Below are 7,135 nucleotides of genomic sequence, written 5' to 3' on the forward strand. Positions count from 1 at the left end.
TTGCGAAGGGCTGGGATTGTTGGGCAGACCTGCGGTCTGCATTCGCCGCGGGGGCGCGGCTCCTACAAAAGCGTGGTCGGGTTACGGCTTGCGAAGGGTGGGCTGGGATTGTTGGGCAGACCTGCGGTCTGCATTCGCGGCGGGGGCGCGGCTCCTACAGGGCGGCTGAGGTGGATCTTGTGGGAGCCCCGACCTCGGGGCGATTAGCGCTTTGGGAAACAAAAAAGGGTGAGCATAAGCTCACCCTTTCAGATTCAAAGCAAAGACGATCAGTCCTCGCGATAGCGACGCAGCTTGAGCTGCTTGCCGCCGACACGGGTGTCCTTGAGTTTACCGAGCAGGCGCTCGAGGCCCTCTTCCGGCAGTTCGACCAGGCTGAAGCTGTCACGCACCTGAATGCGACCGATGGCTTCGCGGGCGAGACCGCCTTCGTTGAGGATGGCGCCGAGAAGGTTGCGCGCGGCGATGCCATCGCGTGCACCCAGCGGAGTGCGGCAGCGGGCGCGACCTTCGGCCAGAGGAATCGGTGCGCGACGTTCGCGATCACCGCTGCGCTCTGGTCGATCGGAACGCTCAGAGCGCTCACGTGGGCTGCTGGTCGGCACCAGCGGCTGCTCTTTTTCGACTTCAGCCAGGGTCAGCGCCTGGCCGTTGGTGGCTTTGCGCAGCAGCGCAGCGGCCAGGGCGCGGGGGCTGCAGCCGATATCGGCCACGAGTTTGTCGAGCAGTTCGCCATGGCTGGCTTCGGCATCCGCTACCAGCGGCGCGAGGCTGTTGGTGAGCTTCTTGATGCGGGCGTCCAGCACTTGCTGAGCGTTCGGCAGACGCGCCTCGGCAACCTTCTGGTTGGTAACGCGCTCGATGACCTGCAGCATGCGGCGCTCGCGCGGCGTGACCAGCAGCAACGCTCGGCCTTCACGACCGGCACGACCGGTACGACCGATGCGGTGCACGTAGGATTCCGGATCGTAGGGCATGTCCACGTTGAATACGTGGGTGATGCGTGCCACGTCGAGGCCTCGAGCAGCGACGTCGGTGGCGACAACGATGTCCAGGCGGCCATCTTTGAGCGACTCGATGACACGCTCACGCTGGTTCTGGGCGATGTCGCCGTTCAGCGCGGCCGCCTTGTAGCCCTTGGCTTCCAGAGCAGCGGCCAGATCCAGGGTCGCCTGCTTGGTCCGCACGAACGCGATCAGGGCATCGAAGTCTTCAACTTCGAGCAAACGCAGCACGGCGGGGATCTTCTGATCGGCGTGGACCATCAGGTGCGCCTGCTCGATACGAGCAACGGTCTGCGTTTTGGTGGCTACCTTGATGTGCTGCGGCTCGCGCAGGTGCTTCTCGGCAATGGCGCGAATGGAGTGCGGCAGGGTTGCGGAGAACAGTACGCTCTGGCGGCTTTCCGGCATGGCTTCGAAGATGACTTCGAGGTCGTCCATGAAGCCCAGCTTGAGCATTTCGTCGGCTTCGTCGAGCACCAGGAACTGGATAGTCGAGAGCAGAGTGCTGTTGCGGCTCAGGTGATCGACCAGACGGCCAGGCGTAGCCACGATGATCTGCGCGCCCTGGCGGATGGCCTTGAGCTGCGGGCCCATCGGAGCGCCACCATAAACGGCCACGACGCCAACGCCTGGCATCTGCTTGGAATAGGTTTCGAATGCGGTGGCGACCTGCAGGGCCAGCTCGCGAGTCGGTGCGAGGATCAGCGCCTGCGGCTCACGCTTGGCCGGGTCGATCTTGGAGAGGATTGGCAACGCGAATGCAGCGGTCTTGCCGGTACCGGTCTGGGCCTGGCCGATCATATCGTGGCCGCCGAGGATTACCGGAATAGCCTGGCTCTGGATCGCCGAAGGCTCTTCGTAGCCCACTGCGATGACAGCAGCGAGTACGGAGGGATGAATACCGAGTGCGGCAAAGCCGCCGATTTCCTGGGTCATGGGTCTTTTCCTGATGCTCCGCAAAGACCCATGTTCCGAAGCTGCGCATGCCATGCAAAACCCGAAGGTCACCCTGGCAGCCTGGTCGGCGGGGTTTGCGAAAACGTAATGAATGATGAATCGTCAAGGACAGCCGCGAGAAGCGGACAGCAGCCGAAGCAGCGCTTCGTGTGTTGCAGTACCTAACGCAGGCTGAGTTTCAGCCGGCGCGTACTATACCGGAATTCTGTGAAGCTGTGCGTGTAATTTGTCTTCGAGGTTAAGTTCAAGGCCGGGGGAAGCGGGTCCGTGCGGGCTATGGCAGGGAACTCTTGTTTTCGTGGGAGCCCCGGCCCCGTGGCGAAGCTTTTTGGCACTGAGCGAACGCCAATTCGCCGCGAGGGCGCGGCTCCTACAAAAGCGATGCACGGCCCTCCCATCTGTAGGAGCCCCGCCCTCGGGGCGAAGCTTTCTGGCACTGAGCGAGCGCCAGTTCGCCGCGAGGGCGCGGCTCCTACAAGAGCGATGCACGGCCTCCCCCAATCTGTAGGGGCCCCGCCCTCGGGGCGAAGCTTTCTGGCACTGAGCGAGCGCCAATTCGCCGCGAGGGCGCGGCTCCTAAAAGAGCAATGCACGGCCTCCCCCATCTGTAGGAGCCCCGCCCCCGGGGCGAAGCTTTCTGGCACTGAGCGAGCGCCAGTTCGCCGCGAGGGCGCGGCTCCTACAAAAGCGATGCACGGCCTCCCCCATCTGTAGGAGCCCCGCCCTCGGGGCGAAGCTTTCTGGCATCGATCGAGCGCCAGTTCGCCGCGAGGGCGCGGCTCCTACAAGAGCGATGCACGGCCCCCCATCTGTAGGAGCCCCGCCCCGGGGCGAAGCTTTCTGGCACTGAGCGAGCGCCAGTTCGCCGCGAGGGCGCGGCTCCTACAAAAGCGGTGCCCCCGGGGCGAAGCTATTGCGCCGGGTGATGGGCTTTCCAGCAGATCGGTACGCAGCTACGGTACGAAAGCCCCGCAATCGTCTTATGCTCAGCTCGCTGGGCGTAGCGCGTCTATCAGTGAGTCCAGCGTGTAACCCAGGCGCGGCGCCAGGGCAGCAGCGCGTTCGCGCAAGGCGGCGACATCAAGGTTTTGTTCGAGGTCCGCGGGCACGAAGAGCACGACATTGCCCTCCTTCACCGGGCATTCCCAGTAATGGCGATGAAACAGCCCGCGCAGCAGCGCTGCGCCGAGCGGTTTGTCTTCGTCGGTGCCCCACTGGTTGATGATCAGCCAGCCGTCCGGATTCAGCTTCTGCTGACAGCGCTCGAGAAAGCGCCACGCCAGATGCGCTGCCGCCGGGCCCACATCCGTATAGAGGTCAACGAAGATGAGGTCGGCGGTCTCGGCCGACTCGAGCAGTTCCACCGCATCGCCAATGCGGATGTAGAGTCGTGAATCGTTCTGCAAGCCCAGGTAACGCATTGCCAGCTCCGGGACATCCGGACGCAGCTCGATGGCCTCGACGTCCTCCAAGGGCAAGAATTCAAGGCACGCTTGCGTCAGAGTGCCGGCGCCCAGCCCGAGAAACAGGGCGGTTTCCGGTGACTCGTGCAACAGGCCGCCCATCAGCATGGCACGCGTATAGTCGTACTCCAGCCAGCTGGGGTCGCGCGTGAAGACACAGCTCTGCTCGACCGCCGCGCCGAACTCGAGAAACCGGTACTCCCCTACCTCCAGCACACGGATCAGGCCGAACGCGTCTTTCACTTCGGCCAGCAACACTTCCTGCTTGTCCATTACGCTCACTCCAAACCGGTCGGCGCATCTTACCAGCCCGATTGGCAAGGCCTATCAGCGCCGGGGCAGCGCATCAGGTAAAATCTGCATACTTTTTCGCCGACGGACACCATTTGCATGAGCCACGCCTGGAGCCCCACCAGCTGGAGAACCAAACCCATCCAGCAACAGCCCGAATACCCGGACGCCGCGCACCTGCAGCGCGTAGAGGATACGTTGGCGAGCCTGCCGCCATTGGTGTTCGCCGGTGAGGCGCGGGAGCTGCGCCGCCAGTTCTCAGAGGTCACCCAGGGCCGCGCCTTCCTGCTGCAGGGCGGCGACTGCGCTGAAAGTTTCGCCGAGTTCTCCGCGCCGAAGATCCGCGACACCTTCAAGGTGCTGTTGCAGATGGCGGTGGTGATGACCTTCGCGGCGAGCTGTCCCGTGATCAAGGTGGGCCGCATGGCCGGTCAGTTCGCCAAACCGCGCTCCTCCGGCAGCGAGACCATCGATGGCGTCACCCTGCCCGCTTACCGCGGCGATATCGTCAACGGCATCGGCTTCGATGAGAAAAGCCGCGTGCCGGACCCGGAGCGCCTGCTGCAGGCCTATCACCAGTCCACGTCCAGCCTGAACCTGCTGCGCGCCTTCGCCCAGGGCGGTTTTGCCGACCTGCACCAAGTGCATCAATGGAACTTGGATTTCATCGCCAATTCTCAGATGGCCGAGAAGTACCACCAGTTGGGCGCACGGATCGATCAGGCATTGAAGTTCATGCGTGCCTGCGGCATGGACAACGCACCGCAGCTGCGCGAGACCAGTTTCTTCACCGCTCATGAGGCGCTGCTGTTGAATTACGAACAAGCGTTCGTACGCCAGGATAGCCTCAGCGGGGGTTGGTACGACTGCTCAGCACATATGCTCTGGATCGGCGACCGTACACGGCAGCTGGACGGCGCCCACGTTGAATTCCTGCGTGGCGTGGGTAACCCGATCGGCGTGAAGGTCGGACCGAGCATGGACAGCGAGGAGCTGATCCGCCTGATCGACATCCTCAACCCGGAGAACGACCCGGGCCGCTTGAACCTTATCGTGCGGATGGGCGCCGACAAGGTCCAGGACGGGCTGCCACGCCTGATCCAGACCGTGCAGGGCGAAGGCCGCCAGGTGCTGTGGAGCTGCGATCCAATGCACGGCAACACCATGAAGGCCTCCAGCGGCTACAAGACGCGAGATTTCGCACGGGTGTTGGCCGAGGTGCGACAGTTTTTCGAAGTGCACCGTGCCGAAGGCAGCTATCCGGGCGGCATTCACATCGAAATGACCGGGCAGAACGTCACCGAGTGCATCGGGGGTTCGCGCCCGATCACCGAGGATGGCCTATCCGACCGCTACCACACGCACTGCGACCCACGCCTCAACGCCGACCAGTCGCTGGAAATGGCGTTTCTGATCGCCGAGACGCTGAAACAGGTGCGCCCGAGCTGATGGCTACTAGCTAGCCGAATGCGAAGTTCCAGGCATGCTTGACGAGCCGGGGCAAAACCGCATGCCATCGAACTGCATGGATCGCCAGGAACCACGGCCCTGCCTAGGGGCTTCTCAGATGGGCGAGGCTTCAAGCTGCCGAATGCCAGGTTTGGCGATAATGGCGGTTGAAGCCCAACCTCACGCAGCCGCCTCTGCCATTGCCGGTCTAGATTCCCGTTGCGCATCGCGCCGAACCAACGACACGGGCTCTGGTCCGCGTAATAGAAGCCGAGCGCGTCACGGGCGCGGCTCGAACATTCATCGCCGGGTGTCGTAGAGGAATTGCCTGCCATGACCGAATCTTCCCAAAGCAAAGGCGCCGCCCTGGCCGCGTGGATCGGGCTGGCGCTCGGCCCTTTGCTGTTGCTTGCCTGCCTGCTCACCGAGCCCCCAGGCGGGCTGTCGAACGAAGCCTGGCTGACGGTGGGCCTGGCCGGTCTGATGGCGATCTGGTGGTCTACCGAGGCGATCCCAATCCCGGCAACGTCGCTGCTGCCAATCCTGCTGATCCCGCTGCTGGGGATCGATACACTGGCCAAGGCCACCGCGCCCTACGCCAACCCGACGATCTTCCTGTTCTTCGGCGGCTTCGTACTCGGGCTGGCCATGCAGCGCTGGAACCTGCATCGGCGAATCGCTCTGGCGACGCTGCTAGCCGTGGGCAACCAGCCCAGCCGCCAGATTGCCGGATTCATGATCGCCACTGCTTTTATCAGCATGTGGGTCAGCAACACCGCAACGAGCATCATGATGCTGCCCATCGGCCTGTCGGTCATCGGCCTGCTGGTGGCCGGCAGCGATGAAAAAGAAGGGGGGCGTTTCGCCATTGCGCTGCTTCTCGGCATTGCCTATGCCGCCAGCGTGGGCGGTATCGCGACACTGATTGGCACGCCACCCAACGCATTGCTGGCCGCCTTCATGCGCGAGAACTATGACGTGCAGATCGGTTTTGGCCAGTGGATGTTGCTGGGGCTTCCGCTGAGCGTGGGCATGCTGATTTTCATCTGGTGGTGGCTGACACGCGGAGGTTTCAAGCTCGCTGGTGGCGACAGCCGCGGCCTGCTGGAACAGGAAATGGCGGCGCTGGGCCCCATGTCCCGCGCCGAGAAACTGGTCGCTGTTGTGTTCACGCTGGCGGCCACCGCCTGGATACTGCAGCCGTTCCTTGCTGACTACGTAGAGGGTGTCAACGATACCAGCATCGCCATCGCCGCCGCCCTGGCGCTGTTCCTGATTCCGGTTAACCTTCGCGAACGAGTCTTTCTGATGGACTGGGAGCAGGCGAACAAGGCGCCTTGGGGCGTGCTGCTGCTGTTCGGCGGCGGTCTGTCGCTGGCCGGCGTGATCGGTGCATCGGGCCTGGCCGAATGGATCGCCGAAAGCCTGGGTGCCTTCGAGGCCTTGCCGCTGGTTCTGATGATCGGCGTCGTCGCGCTGGTGATCATTTTTCTCACGGAGATCACCTCCAACACCGCAACGGCAGCCGCCTTTCTGCCCTTGCTGGGTGCGTTGGCGGTCGCGCAGGGCATGTCGCCAGAGATGCTCGCGATACCGGCCGCTGTCGCCGCCAGCTGCGCCTTCATGATGCCAGTGGCGACCCCACCCAACGCGATAGTGTTCGGCACCGGTCAGCTGCCGATCCAGGCCATGATCAAAGCCGGTTTTGCCCTGAACCTGTTCGGTGTCGTACTGGTCACCCTGCTCTGCTACCTGCTGGTGGGCTGGATCTGGGGCGGCTGAAGCGAGCTTGCGGCCCGCTCGAAAGCAAAGCTTCGCCCCGAGGGCGAGGCTCCTACAGAAAGCCACGGCGCGCACCGAGCCGCCTTTTGTGGGAGCCGCGATCCGCGGCGAACGCGAGCTTGCGGTCGGCTCAAAAGCAAAAGCTTCGCCCCGAGGGCGGGGCTCCTACAGAAAGCCACGGCGCGCACC

4 protein-coding genes are annotated in these 7,135 nt (G+C 63.6%); 2 read left to right on the forward strand and 2 right to left on the reverse strand.

What is annotated here, in order from left to right; translation table 11 throughout:
* Positions 1-269 precede the first annotated feature (269 nt).
* On the reverse strand, positions 270-1,940 hold the full coding sequence (locus UF78_RS13215; RefSeq protein ID WP_045162684.1) for a DEAD/DEAH box helicase: 1,671 nt from the start codon (positions 1,938-1,940) through the stop codon (positions 270-272).
* 1,007 nt (positions 1,941-2,947) lie between these two features.
* On the reverse strand, positions 2,948-3,697 hold the full coding sequence (locus tag UF78_RS13220; protein WP_045162685.1) for a spermidine synthase: 750 nt from the start codon (positions 3,695-3,697) through the stop codon (positions 2,948-2,950).
* 117 nt (positions 3,698-3,814) lie between these two features.
* Here UF78_RS13220 and UF78_RS13225 point away from each other — a divergent pair, with 117 nt between their 5' ends.
* Together UF78_RS13225 and UF78_RS13230 are read left to right on the forward strand one after the other, a co-directional pair.
* Positions 3,815-5,164 (forward strand): class II 3-deoxy-7-phosphoheptulonate synthase, encoded by a 1,350-nt coding sequence (locus tag UF78_RS13225; RefSeq protein WP_045162686.1) that lies wholly within the window; start codon positions 3,815-3,817, stop codon positions 5,162-5,164.
* A gap of 333 nt (positions 5,165-5,497) precedes the next feature.
* Positions 5,498-6,946 (forward strand): SLC13 family permease, encoded by a 1,449-nt coding sequence (locus UF78_RS13230; RefSeq protein ID WP_045162687.1) that lies wholly within the window; start codon positions 5,498-5,500, stop codon positions 6,944-6,946.
* Positions 6,947-7,135: the final 189 nt, after the last annotated feature.

This window comes from Stutzerimonas stutzeri, from assembly GCF_000952685.1.
GTDB classification, from domain to species: domain Bacteria; phylum Pseudomonadota; class Gammaproteobacteria; order Pseudomonadales; family Pseudomonadaceae; genus Stutzerimonas; species Stutzerimonas stutzeri_E.